This is a genomic window from Nocardia sp. NPDC057663, from assembly GCF_042799895.1.
Lineage (GTDB): Bacteria > Actinomycetota > Actinomycetes > Mycobacteriales > Mycobacteriaceae > Nocardia.
The window spans coordinates 48,041-64,165 of the sequence record NZ_JBHVHX010000013.1 but is presented as its reverse complement, the minus strand read 5'-3'; the positions used below and the strand labels follow the sequence as shown (position 1 = coordinate 64,165).

Below are 16,125 nucleotides of genomic sequence, written 5' to 3'. Positions count from 1 at the left end.
CGAACGGGCCTGAGCTGGTGGATTTCACCGTCTCAGGCCCGTTCGCTGTACACGTATCCGGTGTTTCTCGGCCGTACCCAGGACACCAGCAGGTGCGTCAGGCCGACCGCTGAGTGGATCCTATTCTGTTCCGTCCGGAGGAATTTCGGGCAAGCCTTCGCTGGCCCTCAACTTCTCCGCCATGGAGGTGAGCAAATTCTGTGATTCTTCCGAGAGGTCGAATGCCCTGCTGGACAGTCGACGCAGCCCGTAGCCCTGCAGCTGCGCGAGCAGCTCCAGGTCGTGATCGATCTTGGCCGCGTAGATGTCGTTGAAGAAGTAGTCAGGCTTGACCTTGAAGAACTTCGCCAGGGCGGCCACCGTCTCGTCGGACGGGTTGGTTCGTTGTCCCGACCGCAGCTGCGAGAGATACGGCTTCGAGATCGGATGCCCGGAGGCAGTCAGCGCAGCCGCAACCTCTGCGTTGGTGTGCGGCTTGCGCCCCGGAGGATGCACGGTTTCGAACAGCTTGTTCAGCCGCGCCGCGAAATCAGCCATTGTGAGCCGCCCAATTCCCTTCACTGTACTAACAGTCGTTATCTCGGATACGTATCATTGATATTAGCGGCTCAGTAACTGAAAACCTACGCCTGATTCAGGATTTCTCTACGGTTTCCGACGTTCACCTGCGTGCAGGGGCGGCGGCGGTCGCGTTTGCGGGTCACGCCAACGACTCTTGTGGAGCCGGAGGGTGTCCGGGTTCGTGCCCGTCGCGGGGTTCTTCGACCACGGGCCGATGGTAACCCCAAGTTAGCTGATGTCTCATGTTCCCCCTGGCCCCCTGGATTGTGTGGCGTACGACACGTTCCGGGCGCCCTGGGATGAATGTTCAACCTGGGCGCCCGGTTTCGGTGCTGCTCAGTCTACAGGCGTTCGATGATCGTTCCGGTGGCGAGCGCGCCGCCTGCGCACATCAGCACCATGGCCGTACCCTTGCCGGTTCGTTCGAGCTCGTGCAAAGCGGTGGTGATGAGCCGGGAACCGGTGGAGCCGACCGGATGCCCGATTGCGATCGCACCGCCGTTGACATTTACCCGGTCCATGTCCGGCTGATGTACAGAAGCCCATGAAAGTGCGACCGACGCGAATGCTTCATTGATCTCGAAAAGGTCGATATCTGCAATCGTCATTCCGGAGCGCTCGAGCAGCCGGGTGCACGCCTGCACCGGACCGTCGAGGTGGAACTCCGGCTCCGCGCCGACGAGCACCTGGGTGTGGATGCGCGCCCGCGGTCGCAAACCCTTGCTGCGCGCGACGGTTTCGTCCATCAGCAGGACCGCGGCGGCGCCGTCGGAGATCTGCGACGAGGTGCCCGCGGTGTGGATACCGTCGGCCACCACCGGCTTCAGTGCCGCGAGACCCTCGAGCGTGGTGGCGCGCAGACCTTGGTCGCGGGTCACCTCCAGCTTCTCGCCGGTGACGTTGCCCTCGCTGTCGAGCACCGGCGCCGCCACCGGGAGCACCTCGCGATCGAAGCGACCCTCGGCCCAGGCCTGGGCGGCCAATTGCTGTGAGCGCAGGCCGAATTCGTCGATGTCGGAGCGGGTGATGCCCCGCCTGCGGGCAATACGTTCGGCCGCGCCGAACTGATCGGGCAGATCGATCGACCACGACGCGGGCCGACGCGAACCCGCTTCGGTGCCGACGTTCGCGCCGAGCGGCACGCGGCTCATGGCCTCGACGCCGCAGGCGATGCCGGTGTCGATCGCGCCGGTGGCGATGAGGCCCGCGACGAGGTGGTTGGCCTGCTGTGCCGAGCCGCACTGGGCGTCGATGGTGGTGGCGCCGGTCTGCCAGGGCAGGCCCGCGTGCAGCCACGCGACCCGGGTGACGTTGTTGGACTGCTCGCCCGCCTGGGTGACGCAGCCGCCGATCACCTGCTCGACCTCGGCCGGATCGATGCCGGCCCGATCGAGCAGGCCGCGCTGGGCCAGGCCGAGCAGTTCGGCCGCGTGCAGTCCCGAAAGCTGTCCGCGGCGCTTGCCGATCGGGGTACGCACGGCCTCGACGATCACGGGTGTGCCCATGTGATTCTCCCTCGTAACTGCAACAAGTTCTGTTCCTACGCCCAGGGTAAAACCGCGTGGTTCTTCCGTCACGGCAACCCCTGTGCTTGAATGATTGTAGAACGTGTTTCAGTTTGTCGAAGGAGACATCTGGTGGTAGATCCGCGCACCGAACACGCCGGCCCCGGTCAAGCAACGGGTACCCGGCCGAACCTGCCGGACGGGTTCGACGTCACCGACCCCGATATCTACGCCGAGCGTGTCCCGGTGGAGGAGTTCGCCGAACTGCGCCGGGCCGCGCCCATCTGGTGGAACGCGCAGTCGCCCGAGGTCGGCGGTTTTCACGACGACGGCTTCTGGGTGGTGAGCAAGCACGCCGACGTGAAGGAAGTGTCGCGTCGCAGCGATGTGTTCTCGACCTACGAGAACACCGCGATCCCGCGCTTCAACGACGACATCCAGCGCGAGCAGATCGAACTGCAGCGCTTCGTCATCCTCAACAAGGACGCGCCGGAGCACACCAAGCTCCGCAAGCTGATCGCCAAGGGCTTCACTCCGCGCGCGGTCAACGGGCTGCGCGCCGAGCTGTCGGACCGGGCGGAGAAGATCGTGAAGGCCGCGGCCGAGGCGGGTTCGGGCGACTTCGTCACCCAGGTCGCCTGTGAGTTGCCGCTGCAGGCGATCGCCGAACTGATCGGCGTGCCGCAGGAGGACCGGATGAAGGTCTTCGAGTGGTCCAACGACATGACCGGCTACGACGATCCCGACAACGTGGATATCGATCCGGTCGCCGCGTCGATGGAGCTGCTGGGCTACTCGTACCAGATGGCCGAGGCGAGGAAGGCCAACCCGACCGACGACCTGGTCACCACGCTGATCGAGGCCGACGTCGACGGCGAGGCGCTCACGCCGGAGGAGTTCGGCTTCTTCGTCATCCTGCTCGCGGTCGCAGGCAACGAGACCACGCGCAATGCCATCAGCCACGGCATGATCGCCTTCATGGAGAACCCCGACCAGTGGGAGCTCTTCAAGAAGGAGCGCCCGGCCACCGCGGTGGACGAGATCATCCGCTGGGCGACCCCGGTCACCTCCTTCCAGCGCACCGCGCTCGAGGACACCGAACTCGGTGGCGTGCAGATCAAGAAGGGACAGCGTCTGGTGATGCTGTACCGCTCGGCCAACTTCGACGAGGACGTCTTCGAGAACCCGGAGAAGTTCGACATCATGCGGGCCGACAACCAGCACCTGGCCTTCGGCGGCACCGGCGCGCACTTCTGCGTCGGCGCGAACCTGGCCCGGCTCGAGGTCGACCTGATCTTCAACGCGATCGCCGACCACCTGCCCGACATCACCAAGGTCGACGCGCCCAAGCGCCTGCGCTCGGGCTGGCTCAACGGCATCAAGGAACTGCCGGTCGACTACAAGACCTCCGGGTGCCCGGTAGCGCACTGATATCCCGGAAACGAAACAGCCCCGGACCGAAAGGTCCGGGGCTGTTTTCGTCGGTGCGGTTCAGGAAACCTTGCGGGTGGTGGCCATGGCGCGGTCCACCTCCCAGAAGGCGCGCAGGGCGGCGATCTTGCCCTCGGCGTCGACCTTGTAGGTGAACACGCCCTCGGCATCGATGACATGGCCCGCCATGGTGGTGCGGATCATCCCGGTGAAGGCGATCTCGTTGCCGCAGGCGAAGGAGTCCTCGAAGAGGAATTCGATCGACTCGGTCAGCGCGATCGCCTTGTCCCAGAACGCGCCGATCGCCTCGTGGCCCCGATGGCCGACGCCCTCGGGGTCGAAACCCGAAGGGCCGACCGGATCTTCGACGATCCCGTCGGCGGCGAACAGGGCGACCCAGGCCGCCCGGTCCTTGGCGCGCACCGCGGCCTGGGAGGCCAGGCCCGCCGCGCGCGCCGAGCGGTCGACCACTGTCTCGCTCATGACACGTCCTTCCCGATGATGGGGTCGGCGATGTACTTCGCGGCGAACTTGCGCAGCGAGTCCTGCTTGGCGGCCAGCTCGCCGTCGAAGCCGATGCCGTCGGACAGCCACGGCACCACGATGGTGTCGGTGACGCCGGCGTCGGCCAGATCTTGATAGCCGCTGCGACCGAACTTGTCGATGCACACGGCCTGGATCTCGAAGGGCACCTCGGACCTGCCGTATTCGGTGCGCAGCTCGCGCAGGGTCGCGATGGTGGTGACCAGATCGTCGAACTTCATCATCGCCGAGGTCCAGCCGTCACCGATGCGGGCGGCCCGGCGCAGGGCCGGACCGGTGTGCCCGCCGATGTAGAACGGCACCCGCTCGCTCGGCGCCGGGCTGATCTGCAACTCGTCGAAGTCGAAGAATTCGCCGTGGTACTCGACCATGCCGCCGTCGAGGACCAGCCGGATGATCTTGATCATCTCGTCGACCCGGGCTCCGCGGCGGGCGTAGGGGACCCCGCACCACTCGAATTCCTCCGGGGCCCAGCCGATCCCGATGCCGAAGCCGAAGCGGTTGCCCGACATGTTGGCGATCGAGCCGACCTGGCGGGCCAGCAACAGCGGATTGCGCGAGCCGAGCTTGAGGACGTTGGTGTAGAACCGCAGCGTCGTGGTCACCGCGGCCATCGAGGCCGCGGCGATCAGCGGGTCGACCCACGGTGTCTCCGGACCCCAGAACCGGCTGCCGTCGGGGGTATACGGGTAGTCGGCGGCCTGCGACTTCATGTAGAACAGCGAGTCGGGCAGGCCGATCGAGGTGAACCCGCATTCTTCGGCCGTCTTGGCCAGCTCGGTGAGCTGGTCGAGCGGGCTCAGCGCGATTCCGAGGGTGAACTTCATTCCGGGCGCTCGCTTCCCACGACCCACATCGAGAAGTACTGGGAGCCACCGCCGTACGCGTGACCCATCGCCTTGCGGGCATTCTCGACCTGGTACGCGCCCGCCCGGCCCATGACCTGCTTGGCCGCTTCGGCGAAGCGGATCAGGCCGGAGGCGCCGATCGGGTTGGAGGAGAGCACCCCGCCCGACGGGTTCACCGGGATGCGGCCACCGATCTCGGTCTCACCCTTGTCGGTGAGTTTCCAGCCCTCGCCTTCGGCGGCGAAGCCGAGGTTCTCCAGCCACATCGGCTCGAACCAGGAGAACGGCACGTAGATCTCGGCGACGTCGATCTCCTCGAGCGGGTCGGTGATCCCGGCCGAGGCCCACAGCGCGGCGGCCGCGTCGCGACCGGCCTGCGGGTTGACCTGGTCACGACCGGAGAAGGTGGTCGGCTCGGTCCGCATCGCGGTCCCGTGCACCCACGCGACCTTCTTGCCCTGGGCCTCCACCGCCGCCGCGGCCTCGGCATTGCCGATCACCAGGGCGCAGGCGCCGTCGGAGGACGGGCAGGTCTCGTCGAACCGGATGGGATCCCACAGCATCTGGGACGCGAGCACCGATTCCATGGTGATGTCGGGCTGGTGCAGATGCGCGAGCGGATTCTTCGCGCCGTTGCGCCGGTCCTTCACCGCCACCATGGCGCCGATGTGCATCGGGGCATTGGAACGACGGATGTAGGAGCGCACGTGCGGGGCGAAGTAGCCGCCCGCGCCCGCGCCGACGGGCATGGTGAACGGCACCGGAATCGACAACGCCCACATGGCATTCGACTCCGACTGCTTCTCCCACGCGATCGCGAGGACCTTGCCGTGCACGCCCGCCTGCACCAGGTTGGCGGCGACGACGCCGGTCGATCCGCCGACCGAGCCGGCGGTGTGCACGCGCAGCAGCGGCTTGCCGATCGCTCCGAGGGCTTCGGCGAGATACAGCTCGGGCATCATGACGCCCTCGAAGAAGTCGGGGGCCTTGCCGACGACGACGGCGTCGATGTCGTCGATGGTCAGGCCCGCGTCATCGAGCGCCCGATCGATCGCTTCACGGCACATGCCCGCCATGGACACGTCCGCGCGCTTCGTCACGTGATGAGTTTGGCCGGTGCCGAGCACCGCCGCGGGGAAGCTCATCGTGCCTCCGATTCCAGAACGGCGACCAGGTTCTGCTGCAGCGCGGGGCCGCTGGTCGCATGAGCGAGGGTCCGGTCGGCGGTGCCGGAGATGATGGCCGTGGCGGCGTTGCCGATCCGTTCCAGGCCCGCCGCGAACATCGGGTTTGCCGCGAGCGCACCGCCGGACGGGTTGACCGGGGTCTCGGGGGGCAGGCCGATCGCCTCGGCCAGGATCAGCTGCTGATGACTGAACGGCGCGTGCAGTTCGGCCAGGTCGAAAGTGGTGTTACCGCCGGTCGCGGCCGCGGCCGCCCTGGTGGTGGATGGCGAGCGGGTCAGGTCGCGGCCACCGAGCGCCTGGGCGTCGATATTGTGCGCGATCCCGGTGATCCACGCCGGACGCTCGCACAGCTCCCTGGCTCGATCGCCGACCGCCAGCACGATCGCGGCGGCGCCGTCGGTGATCGGGGCGATATCGTGCGCGCGCAGCGGATCGGCGACATACGGTGCGGCGAGCAGGGAGTCGATGTCACCACCGGTGACGGCGGCCATTTCCCGCTCGGTCCAGCGGCCCGCGTCCAGCCCGGCGCGTGCCTGCAGGCCCGCGACCGAGACGGCGTCGGGCCACAGCGGGCCGACCAGATACGGGTCGAGCTGCCTGCTCAGCACCTGCCGCAGGGTGCCCGCCGACGACTTGCCGAAGCCGTACACGAGCGCGGTCTGCGCCTGGCCGGAGAGCAGCTTCACCCAGGCCTCGTAGAGGGCCCACGCGGCGTCCATCTCCACGTGCGACTCGTTGATCGGCGGCACCGCGCCGATCGCGTCGACCGCGGAGATGAACGAGAACGCCCGCCCCGCCAGGTAATCCGAGGACCCGGAGCACCAGAAGTCGATATCGGTCTTGGTGATGCCCAGGTCGGCGTAGAGCTGCTGGAAGCACGGCACGAGCATCTCGACGCCGTTGGTGGTGCCGAAGGTCTCCGGCACGTGCGGTGCGTGGGCGAACCCGACCACCGCGATTTCTGGTGTACTCAACGTCGCCTCTCAGAGGTGGTGCTGGTAGGACTCGTACGGGGCATCGGGCTCACCGCTCGGCCGGAAGTGGTCGATATTGGCCAGCGCGTGGCCCCATTCCTCGCGCGGTTTCCACACGGCTTCGACCCGCATGCCCATCCGCACCTCGGACGCCTCGCAGCCGAGAACCAGGTGCAGGAACGGGATGTCGGCGCCGTCGAGGAGCACGTAGGCGGCCACGTACGGCGGCTTGATCCGCTGGCCGAGGAACGGCACGTTGACGATGCAGAAGGTGGTCACCGTGCCCTTGTCCGGCAGCTCGACCAGGTCGTCGGTCGGGGTGCCGTCGGTCGGGTTCGCGCCGCGCGGCGGGAAGTAGACCCGCCCGCCCGCCTCGGAGCGGCCGCCGATCAGCTTGCCCTCGGCGAGGCCGCGCAGGTAGACGCTCTCCTGCGGCGACGCTGTGTGCTTGTAGTTCATGTCGACCGGTGTGGTCAGCATGGTCACCGGCTCGGCGGTGTCCTCGGACGGTGTCACGGCCGCGGCCTGTTCGCCCGGCTCGAAGCAGGCGATGTCGTGAATCGTGCCGGTCCGTTCCTCGGCCCAGCGCACGCGCACGCGCAGACCCGTGCTCACCTGGCTCGGGTCGGTCACATCCAGCGCGTGCAACATCGCCGTGTCGGCTCCGTCCAGCTGGACGAGGGCCCACGCGAACGGCCGGTCGAACGGCTGCCCGGGCAGCGGCTCGGCTACCCACGTCCACGACTGCACCGTGCCGGTCGGTTCGACCTGGACCAGCTCGGCCAGTGGGGCCGAGGTGATCGGGTCGTATTCCTGCGCGGGCACCAATACCCGGCCGTCACTGCCGCGCACGCCGAGTATCCGGCGGTCGCGCAGTCCGGTCAGAAAGGCGCCGATGATAGGTCCGACGGACCTGGTGTAGTCGAACTGCACCCGTAGGGGTGCACTCAATACTTCCACTGCGGTATTCCCCTGGGTCACGATATCGAGTAGAACAGGTTCTTATTCTGCTTGCAAGGATTCGCCGGAAAGGGCGTCGGTCATGAAATTCGGACTGCAACTCGGTTACTGGGGTGCGCAGCCGCCCGCCAACGCCGGCGCGCTGGTCGTCGCGGCCGAGGAAACGGGGTTCGACGCGGTGTTCGCGGCCGAATCGTGGGGCTCGGACGCGTTCACTCCGCTGGCCTGGTGGGGGTCGTCGACCGAGCGGGTGCGCCTGGGCACCTCGGTCGCGCAGATGTCGGCCCGCACGCCCGCGGCGGCCGCGATGCACGCGCTCACCCTCGATCACCTCAGCGGCGGCCGGGCCATCCTCGGCCTCGGCGTCTCCGGTCCGCAGGTGGTGGAGGGCTGGTACGGGCAGCCGTTCGCCCAGCCGCTGCGCCGCACCCGCGAGTACGTCGACATCGTGCGGAAGGTGCTGGCCCGCGAGGCCCCGGTGACCTCCGACGGCAAGCACTACGGCCTGCCCTACACCGGTCCCGGCGCGACCGGCTTGGGCAAGCCGCTCAAGCCGATCGTGCATCCGCTGCGCGCTGAGCTGCCGATCTGGCTGGGTGCGGAGGGTCCGAAGAACGTCGCCCAGACCGCCGAGATCGCCGACGGCTGGCTGGCGATCTACTACGCGCCGCGCCTGGCCGGCATGTACAACGAGTGGCTCGACGAGGGCTTCGCGCGGCCGGGCGCCCGGCGCAGCAGGGCCGATTTCGAGATCGCCGCGAGCGCCCAGGTGGTCGTCACCGACGATCCGGCGGGCGAGATCGAGCGGATGCGCTGGGTGACCTCGCTCTACATCGGCGGCATGGGCGCGCCCGAACTGAACTTCCACGCCCAGGTGTACAAGCGGATGGGCTACAGCGCCGAGGTCGACGAGATCTCCGCGCTGTTCCAGGCGGGCCGCAAGGCCGAGGCCGCCGCGGCGGTGCCGGACGAGCTGATCACCGACACGGCGATCTTCGGCGACGAGGCCCACGTGCGCTCGCGGCTGAAGGAATGGGAGGACGCGGGGGTGACGATGATGCTGATCTCGGTTTCGGACGCGGATCAGATGCGTCGGCTCCAAACCCTTGTTTCCACCTAGAACACGTTCTAAATTCGATGGGGTGAGCAGCCAGCAGACAACGGAAGTCCTCGGACTGTGGAATATCGCCGCGGCCGATCCCGAGCGGATCGCCGTCGTCGACCCGGACGGCAGGGAGATCACCTATCGAGAATTGGCCACCCTCGCCAACCGCTACGCCAACGGACTACGCGGCATCGGATTGCGCACCGGCGACGTGGTCGTCAGCATGCTGCACAACGGTGTGGAGGCGATCGCCGCGTACTTCGCCGCCTATCAGGCGGGCCTGTACATCGTCGCGGTGAACTGGCACCTCACCGCGCCCGAGATCGCCTACATCCTCGGCGACAGCGAGGCCTCGGCCTTCCTGGCCAGTGAGCGGTTCGCCGCCACCGCCGCCGAGGCCGCCGATCTCGCCGAACTGCCCGCCGCCGCCCGCTTCTCGGCGGGCAACATCGACGGCTTCCGGCCGGTCTCCTGGCTCGGCGCCGCCGACACCGGCCGCCCGGACGAGCGTTCGGTCGGCGCGCCGATGCTCTACACCTCGGGAACCACGGGGCGCCCCAAGGGCGTTCGCCGTCCGCTGACCGGCGCCGATCCCGATCAGGTTCCGGCGCCGAACAAGGCCTTCTTCGCCCTGTTCGAGCTCGCGCCCTACGACGACCACGTGCATATCTGCGGCTCGCCGCTCTATCACACGGCCGTGCTGAACTTCTCCACCATCTCGATCCAGATGGGCCACAAGCTGGTCCTGATGGATCGGTGGGACGCCGAGGACATGCTCGCGCTGATCGAGCGCCACAAGGTGACGCACAGCCACATGGTGCCCACCCAGTTCCACCGCCTGCTCGCCCTGCCCGAGGACGTGCGCGCCCGCTACGACGTGTCCTCGCTGCGCAGCATGGTGCACGGCGCCGCGCCGTGCCCGCAGGCGACCAAGCGGCAGATGCTCGAGTGGTGGGGTCCGGTCGTCACCGAGTACTACGCCGCCACCGAGGGCGGCGGCACGGTGATCAACGGGACCGAGTGGCTGGCCAAGCCCGGTTCGGTCGGCAAGGCGTGGCCGTGGTCGGTCATCAAGATCCTCGACGAGGCCGACGGCTCCGAACTGCCCGCGGGCAAAGAGGGCATGGTCTACATGAAGATGGGCGCCTCCAGCTTCGAGTACCACCACGCCAAGGAGAAGACCGAGGAGTCGCGCGTCGGTGACCTGTTCACCGTCGGCGACATCGGCTACCTCGACGAGGACGGCTATCTGTTCCTCTGCGACCGCCGCTCCGACCTGATCCTGTCCGGTGGCGTGAACATCTATCCGGCCGAGATCGAGGGCGTGCTGATGAGCCACCCGAAGGTGGCCGACGTGGCGGTTCTCGGTGTGCCCGACCCGGATTGGGGCCAGCAGGTCAAGGCGTTCGTGCAGCCGGTCGACGGCGCCGCGGGCGACGACGCGCTCACCGCCGAGATCCTCGAGTTCGCGGCCGGTCAGCTCGCCAAGTACAAGCTGCCCCGCACGGTGGAATACCGTGCGGAGCTGCCCCGTGACCCCAACGGCAAGCTGTACAAGCGCCGCCTGCTCTGAAAGATGTTCCCGCTCAGACGGCTTCGCGCCACTCCGGCGCGAGCCCGAAGAGCGGGAACAACTTCTCGGTGTCGAGGAAGAAGTTCAAGCCCGAGATGGTGTCGCCCTCGAGTTCGAGCACGGTGATCGACCACGGCACCCAGACGTCGGGCTCCGCGCTCGGCTTGTAGTGACCGAAGGCGGGCAGCCCGTTGGCGCCTTCCAGCGGCACCATGCGCGAATTGCGGCACGCACTGCCGGTGCTGAGCATGAACGCGGCCACATTCTCCGGCCCGGAGATCCAGAGATCGAAGGGCGGCATCGACAGCGCCACATCGGCTTTCAGCAGCGTGGTGAGCGCGTCCATGTCGTAGGCCTCGAAGGCCTTCACGAAATCGTCGACCAGCTTGCGCTGCTCGGGATCGCCCTCGTCGAAACCGTCGGTGACGGTCGGCTGCACCTTGGACATGGTGGCCCTGGCGCGTTGCAGCGCGCTGTTCACCGACGCCGGCGACATCATCAGCGCCTCGGCGGTCTCGCCTGCGGAGAATCGCAGCACCTCGCGCATGATCAGGATCGCGCGCTGGGTGGCGGGCAGATGCTGGCAGGCGGCGACGAAGGCAAGGCGCAGCGTGTCTTTGGCCGAGGCGTGCTCGGCCGGGTCGGCGCCGAAGGCGAGCGCGTTCGGGATCGGCTCGATCCACACGTAATCAGGCTGCGGCGCCGGCAACGGCGAATCCGGGCGGCCGGGGCCGTTGAGGTCCATCGGCCTGGCCCGGCTCTGCGGCCGGTCGAGCATGTCCAGACAGATATTGGTGGCGATCTTGTACAGCCACGAGCGCAGGCTCGCGCGGCCCTCGAACGAATCGTAGGAGCGCCAGGCGCGGGTGAAGGTCTCCTGCACCGCGTCTTCGGCCTCGAACGAGGAGCCGAGCATGCGATAGGCGTACGCGCACAATTCGCGCCGGTGGGTTTCGAATTCGGCCAGTACAGCGGGGTCCGGGCCGGTGGTCGCGGTTGTGGCGTCGCTCATAGTTTCCCACGATGCCACAGGGGTCCGACACTCGACAGAGGAGAAAACGGACCATCGAAATTTCGCGAACTTCACCGTCCGTCGATGAATCGGCGGGCCGCGCGGCGTCTACATGAACGAGACCGCAACGACGTTCCCGAAAGGCTGACACCCATGAGCAGCAAGATGATCTTCATCAACCTCCCCGTCGCCGACCTCGACCGCTCGAAGAGCTTCTACGAGGCGCTCGGCTGGAAGGTCAACGAGGATTTCACCGATCAGAACGCGTCGTGCATCGTCATCGACGACAACATCTGCCTGATGCTGCTGACCAAGCCCTTCTTCTCGACCTTCAGCACGCGCCCGATCGCCGACACGATCAACACCGCCGCCGCGGGCTACGCGCTCTCGCTGGCCAGCGCCGAGGAGGTCGACGCGCTGACCGACGCGGCCGTCGCCGCGGGCGCGACCGAGCAGACCAACGAGGACAAGCGCGCCCAGGAGGCCCAGGTGGGCATGCACGGCCGCACGTTCCTCGACCCCGACGGTCACCAGTGGGAGCCGTTCTACATGAACTACCCGGGCGCGTAGGCACCCGGCCGAACAGGGCGCGAGGCGGATGGCTCGCGCCCTGTCCGCGGTGACTACTGCCCGGTGAAGTTCGGCTTGCGCTTCTCCGCGAAGGCGCGCGGCCCTTCCTTGGCATCGGCTGACCTGAACACCTCCATGCCGATCTTCGCCTCGATAGGGAACGCCTCGTTCTCCGGCATCGCCTCGGTTTCGCGCAGCGTGCGCAGCATCGCCTGGACGGCGAGAGGGCCGTTGTCGGCGATCTGGCCGGCCAGCGCCATGGCCTTGTCGAGGGCGGTTCCGTCGGGGACCACGTGGCCGATCAGGCCGATCTCCTTGGCCTCGGCGGCAGTGATGTGCCGACCGGTCAGCAGCAGGTCAGCGGCCACCGTGTACGGGATCTGCCGGGCCAGCCGCACCGCGGAACCGCCGAGCGGGAACAGGCCCCAGCGGGCCTCGGAGACGCCGAACTTGGCGCTTTCCCCGGCCACGCGCAGGTCGGTGCCCTGCAGGATCTCGGTGCCACCGGCGATGGCCGGGCCCTCGACTGCCGCGATCAGCGGCTTGGCCAGTCGCCGCCCCTTCAGCAGCGCGGGGAGGTAGGCCGGGTCCCAGCTGCCTGCGGAGGCGGTGTCCCCCGGATGCTGCGAGCTCATCGCCTTCAGGTCCATCCCCGCGCAGAACGCGCCGCCCGCGCCGGTGAGGATCGCGACGCGGATATCGGGATCGCTGTCCACCTGGTCCCAGGCGTCGCGCATGATCGCCATCATCTCGCCCGAGAGAGCGTTGCGCGCCTCCGGCCGGTTCATGGTGACGATGAGGACGTGGTCTCGCTTCTCGACCAGACAGTGGGCCATTCGATATCTCCTGACGTTCGAGCCTTGTCAGAAACAGTAACACGTTCTATTTTTGTTCCTGTGAGCTACAACATAGCCGATCTCGTCGAACACGCCGTCGACCTGATGCCCGACCGGATCGTGCTGGTCGGCGAACATCGCGAGTCGACCTACGCCGAACTGGAGGAGCGGGCCAACAAGCTGGCCCACTACCTGCTGGAACAGGGTGTGCAGCCCGGCGACAAAGTCGGAATCTACTCCCGCAACACCGTCGAAGCCGTCGAAGCGATGGTGGCGATCTTCAAGGCGCGGGCGGTGATGATCAACGTCAACTACCGCTACGTCGAGAACGAGTTACTGCACATCTTCGACAACTCCGACATGGTCGCGCTGATCCACGAGCGCCGCTACACCGACAAGGTCGAAGCGGTCCGCGCGAAGGTGCCCGGCCTGAAGACCGTGCTCGTCGTCGAGGACGGCACCGAGGGGCCGACCGCGCCCGGCACGGTGGAGTACGAGGCGGCGCTGGCCGCCTCCTCCGGTGAGCGCGACTTCGGCGAGCGCTCGCCCGACGACATCTACATGCTGTACACCGGCGGCACCACCGGCCTGCCCAAGGGCGTGATGTGGCGGCACGAGGACGTCTGGCGGGTGCTCGGCGCCGGCATCAACTTCATCACCGGCGAGTACACCAAGGACGAGTGGGAGCTGGCCAAGATCGGCGCGGCCAACCCGCAGATGGTGCGCTTCCCGATTCCGCCGATGATCCACGGCGGCGCGCAGTGGGCGACGTTCCACAGCCTGTTCGGCGGCGGCAAGGCCGTGATGATCCCCGAGTTCAGCGGCCACGGCGTCTGGCAGGCCGTCGACAAGCACAAGATCAACCTGATCTTCATCACCGGCGACGCGATGGCGCGCCCGATGCTCGACGCGCTGGAGGAGGGGAACCCGGAAACCGGTGAGCCCTACGACCTCTCGTCGCTGTACGTGCTCGCCAGCAGCGCGGCGCTGTTCTCGCCGCCGCTCAAGGACAAGTTCCTCGAGCTGCTGCCCAACCGCCTGCTCACCGACTCCATCGGTTCCTCGGAAACCGGCTTCGGTGGCCTGGCGACGATCGCCAAGGGCCAGACCCACACCGGCGGCCCGCGGGTGAAGATCGACGCGGCCACCCAGGTGCTCGACGAGGAAGGCAATCCGGTCGAGCCGGGTTCCGGCGTCGTCGGTCTGCTGGCGCGCAGCGGCCACATCCCGCTCGGGTACTACAAGGACGAGGTCAAGTCGGCCGCGACGTTCAAGGAGTTCAACGGGATTCGCTACGCGATCCCCGGCGACTACGCGCGCGTCGAGGAGGACGGCACCGTCACCATGCTCGGCCGTGGTTCGGTGAGCATCAACAGTGGTGGCGAGAAGATCTACCCCGAAGAGGTCGAAGGCGCGCTCAAGGCGCATCCGGACATCTTCGACGCGCTGGTCGTCGGCGTCGAGGACGCGCGCTGGGGTCAGCGGGTGGTCGCGGTGGTGCAGTGTCGCGGCGGTAAGCGCCCGACCCTGGCCGATCTGAAGCCGGTGCTCACCCAGGAGATCGCGTCGTACAAGCAGCCGCGCAGCCTGTGGTTCGTCGACGAGATCAAGCGCTCGCCCGCGGGCAAGCCGGACTACCGGTGGGCCAAGTCGCAGACCGACGAGCGGCCTGCCGACGAGCACGCCGACGCGGGCTCCGCGTAGCGGGTTCGTACAGCAATGGGCCCTTCCGGCAATGTCGCCGGAAGGGCCCATAGCTTTTCAGCGGTTGCCGAGTTCGGCGAGCTGGTAGGCCAGTTTGCCGCGGACCGCGGGGATGCCGGTGAGCAGGCGCATCGCGGTATTGCGCAGGGTGCGGGCCGGGGCCGACTGGAGGGTGGCCATGCGGGTCATCCGGTCGGTGAAGGCGACGACGTCGAGAGCGACCGGCCTGCGTACGGTCTCGTACTCGTCCAACAGCGAATCCGGCGCGCCGGCAGCCACTTTCGCCAGCAGCCCGGCGAGCATCGCGGCGTCCTGGATGCCGGTGTTCATGCCCTGCCCACCCGCCGGGCTGTGGACGTGCGCGGCGTCGCCCGCGAGCAGGATGCGGCCCGCGCGGTAGTGGTCGGCGACGCGGTGGTGTACGCGGAAGCGTGAGCTCCACAGCACCTCGTCGACGTGGACCTCGCCCGCCGGCCCGCGGGCGTCGAGGAGGGTCTGGATGTCGTCACGGGTGGGGTGCTCCGGTGCCTCGTCCACGGTGGCAACGACGCGGTACCGCTCCTGCTCCGGATCGGGCAGCGGCGCGACGACGGTGACGCCCTCCGGTGAAAGATGCAGCGAGACTTCGGTTCGCGGCGTCGGCCAGCTCATCCGCACATCGGCCAGGATGAACGACGCGGGGTAGGTGTCGCCGGTGAAGCCGATGCCCGCCTGTTCGCGCACCACGCTGTGCATGCCGTCGGCGCCGATCACGTAGTCGGCGGTGATGGTGCCCGCCGTGTTGTCGGCGGTGGTGTATTCGACGGTGACACGGCCGTTCTCGTCGCTGACCCGCTCGACGGTGAGCGGCCGGTGGACAGTGCCGCCCAGCTCGTGCAGCCGGTCGAGCAGGACCTGCTCGGTGACGTCCTGGGGGATCATCAGCGTGTAGGGGTGGGCGGTCGGCAGGTCACCGAATTCGACGGTGGCCAACGTTTTCGGGCCGTCGTGCACCTTGAAGGTGGGAACCTGGATACCGCGCGCGAGGAGTTCCTTCGCGATGCCGAGTTCGTCGAGGACCTCCAGCGTCCTGGCGTGCACGACCGCGGCGCGGGAAGTGTTGGCGCCCTCGCTCAGTCGATCGATGAGGATGTGGTCGACGCCCGCTTCGGCGAGCACGATCGCGGCGGTGAGACCGGCGGGGCCCGCGCCGACGATGACGACGGAGGTGGCTTCGGGCAGTGGGGTGGCGGACATTGCGACTCCTGGTCAACGCTTGTTTGCCAACGCTTGTAGGCATAACGGTAGACCTGCCCGTCGCGGAAAGTCAACAGTTG

The 16,125-nt window shown here is 67.7% G+C and carries 15 protein-coding genes; 5 read left to right on the top strand and 10 right to left on the bottom strand.

All coding sequences use genetic code 11. The features are described 5' to 3' along the window. Window positions 1–120: 120 nt before the first annotated feature. A complete protein-coding gene (locus tag ACFVAV_RS24240) occupies window positions 121–537 on the bottom strand; it encodes a helix-turn-helix domain-containing protein (RefSeq protein ID WP_019044759.1) in 417 nt (138 codons plus the stop codon). Between the two features lie 365 nt (window positions 538–902). After that, window positions 903–2,066: a steroid 3-ketoacyl-CoA thiolase gene (locus tag ACFVAV_RS24235; RefSeq protein ID WP_379037457.1), complete on the bottom strand. Its 1,164-nt coding sequence runs from the start codon at window positions 2,064–2,066 to the stop codon at window positions 903–905. 132 nt (window positions 2,067–2,198) lie between these two features. Here ACFVAV_RS24235 and ACFVAV_RS24230 point away from each other — a divergent pair, with 132 nt between their 5' ends. Then, complete coding sequence (locus ACFVAV_RS24230; protein WP_379037455.1) at window positions 2,199–3,497, top strand: cytochrome P450; 1,299 nt, start codon at window positions 2,199–2,201, stop codon at window positions 3,495–3,497. A 60-nt stretch (window positions 3,498–3,557) separates the two neighbouring features. Here the strand turns inward: ACFVAV_RS24230 and ACFVAV_RS24225 are convergent, their stop codons facing one another. Genes ACFVAV_RS24225 through ACFVAV_RS24205 form a run of 5 tightly spaced genes read right to left on the bottom strand, consistent with a single transcriptional unit; the run spans window position 3,558 to window position 8,030 of the window. Beyond that, window positions 3,558–3,980, bottom strand: coding sequence for a nuclear transport factor 2 family protein (locus tag ACFVAV_RS24225; protein ID WP_379037454.1), 423 nt, complete (start codon window positions 3,978–3,980; stop codon window positions 3,558–3,560). Continuing rightward, entirely contained in the window at window positions 3,977–4,867 is an 891-nt protein-coding gene (locus ACFVAV_RS24220) for a TIGR03619 family F420-dependent LLM class oxidoreductase (protein ID WP_379037453.1), read from the bottom strand. The genes ACFVAV_RS24225 and ACFVAV_RS24220 overlap by 4 nt, the downstream gene beginning before the upstream one ends. Then, window positions 4,864–6,033, bottom strand: a complete 1,170-nt coding sequence (locus ACFVAV_RS24215) for a thiolase domain-containing protein (RefSeq protein WP_379037452.1) — start codon at window positions 6,031–6,033, stop codon at window positions 4,864–4,866. Before ACFVAV_RS24215 ends, ACFVAV_RS24220 begins: the two co-directional genes overlap by 4 nt. Further along, window positions 6,030–7,049 (bottom strand): thiolase domain-containing protein, encoded by a 1,020-nt coding sequence (locus ACFVAV_RS24210; RefSeq protein ID WP_379037451.1) that lies wholly within the window; start codon window positions 7,047–7,049, stop codon window positions 6,030–6,032. The genes ACFVAV_RS24215 and ACFVAV_RS24210 overlap by 4 nt, the downstream gene beginning before the upstream one ends. Before the next feature lie 9 nt (window positions 7,050–7,058). Then, the gene (locus ACFVAV_RS24205; protein WP_379037449.1) at window positions 7,059–8,030 is read right to left on the bottom strand and encodes a Zn-ribbon domain-containing OB-fold protein; all 972 of its coding nucleotides are present in this window, start codon (window positions 8,028–8,030) and stop codon (window positions 7,059–7,061) included. Between the two features lie 61 nt (window positions 8,031–8,091). Here ACFVAV_RS24205 and ACFVAV_RS24200 point away from each other — a divergent pair, with 61 nt between their 5' ends. Both ACFVAV_RS24200 and ACFVAV_RS24195 read left to right on the top strand, forming a co-directional pair. Next, window positions 8,092–9,129: an LLM class F420-dependent oxidoreductase gene (locus ACFVAV_RS24200; protein ID WP_379037448.1), complete on the top strand. Its 1,038-nt coding sequence runs from the start codon at window positions 8,092–8,094 to the stop codon at window positions 9,127–9,129. 22 nt (window positions 9,130–9,151) lie between these two features. Then, window positions 9,152–10,687 (top strand): acyl-CoA synthetase, encoded by a 1,536-nt coding sequence (locus ACFVAV_RS24195; RefSeq protein WP_379037446.1) that lies wholly within the window; start codon window positions 9,152–9,154, stop codon window positions 10,685–10,687. Between the two features lie 13 nt (window positions 10,688–10,700). Here ACFVAV_RS24195 and ACFVAV_RS24190 read toward each other — a convergent pair whose 3' ends face one another. Next, window positions 10,701–11,699: a sigma-70 family RNA polymerase sigma factor gene (locus ACFVAV_RS24190; RefSeq protein ID WP_379037445.1), complete on the bottom strand. Its 999-nt coding sequence runs from the start codon at window positions 11,697–11,699 to the stop codon at window positions 10,701–10,703. Window positions 11,700–11,852: 153 nt separating this feature from the next. Here ACFVAV_RS24190 and ACFVAV_RS24185 point away from each other — a divergent pair, with 153 nt between their 5' ends. Further along, on the top strand, window positions 11,853–12,269 hold the full coding sequence (locus ACFVAV_RS24185; protein ID WP_189029928.1) for a VOC family protein: 417 nt from the start codon (window positions 11,853–11,855) through the stop codon (window positions 12,267–12,269). Between the two features lie 53 nt (window positions 12,270–12,322). Here ACFVAV_RS24185 and ACFVAV_RS24180 read toward each other — a convergent pair whose 3' ends face one another. Continuing rightward, a complete protein-coding gene (locus tag ACFVAV_RS24180; RefSeq protein ID WP_379037444.1) occupies window positions 12,323–13,105 on the bottom strand; it encodes a crotonase/enoyl-CoA hydratase family protein in 783 nt (260 codons plus the stop codon). Between the two features lie 60 nt (window positions 13,106–13,165). On the opposite strand from ACFVAV_RS24180, the gene ACFVAV_RS24175 reads away from it, so the two are divergent. After that, window positions 13,166–14,809 carry an acyl-CoA synthetase gene (locus ACFVAV_RS24175; protein ID WP_379037443.1) on the top strand — a complete coding sequence of 548 codons (1,644 nt, stop codon included), beginning with the start codon at window positions 13,166–13,168 and terminating at the stop codon, window positions 14,807–14,809. 57 nt (window positions 14,810–14,866) lie between these two features. On the opposite strand, the gene ACFVAV_RS24170 is transcribed toward ACFVAV_RS24175, so the two are convergent. Next, a complete protein-coding gene (locus ACFVAV_RS24170; protein ID WP_379037442.1) occupies window positions 14,867–16,045 on the bottom strand; it encodes an FAD-dependent oxidoreductase in 1,179 nt (392 codons plus the stop codon). Window positions 16,046–16,125: the final 80 nt, after the last annotated feature.